Genomic DNA, 737 nt, shown 5'->3' with positions numbered 1-737 from the left:
TACCAAATCTGTGAAAAATTAAATCCAACTAATTGTGATACCGCTACGGTAACTATTACAGTAACTGCAGCGCCTATCGTGGCTAACGATGATACGGGTGTAGCAGTAAACGGATACACTGGTGGTACGTCTTTCTCTAACGTATTGGTAAACGATACCCTTAACGGTCAACCGGTAGTAGCAGCTCAAGTAAACACTACTTTTGTTTCTTCTACTAATCCTGGTGTGACTCTTTCTGGTACGGATGTAGTAGTAGCTGCAGGAACTCCTGCTGGTACTTACACTCTTGTATACCAAATCTGTGAAGTATTAAACCCAACTAATTGTGATACAGCTACCGTTACAGTAACAGTAAATGCTCCTGCTATCGTGGCTAACGATGATAATGGTTCTGCTAACGGTTATAATGGTGGTACTGCTGTTCCAAATGTATTGGTTAACGATACTCTTAACGGTGCTCCTGTTACTTTAGCGCAAGTAAACTTAACTCAAGTTTCTACTTCAAACCCTAATGTAACTTTAGATACTACAACTGGGGCTGTAAATGTAGCTCCTGGTACTCCTGCGGGTACTTATACCCTAGTATACCAAATCTGTGAAAAATTAAATCCAACTAATTGTGATACCGCTACGGTAACTATTACAGTAACTGCAGCGCCTATCGTGGCTAACGATGATACGGGTGTAGCAGTAAACGGATACACTGGTGGTACGTCTTTCTCTAACGTATTGGTAAA

General features: G+C 41.1%; 1 pseudogene. It reads left to right on the top strand.

Annotation, left to right across the window (positions count from 1 at the left end):
• Window positions 1–737 (top strand): annotated as a pseudogene (locus ACODSI_RS15045) (hypothetical protein); the annotation flags it as partial.

It is taken from the genome of Flavobacterium sp. FG139 (genome assembly GCF_057809695.1).
Note: the sequence above shows the minus strand (reverse complement) of the source record. Positions and strands in the feature narration are given on the sequence as shown.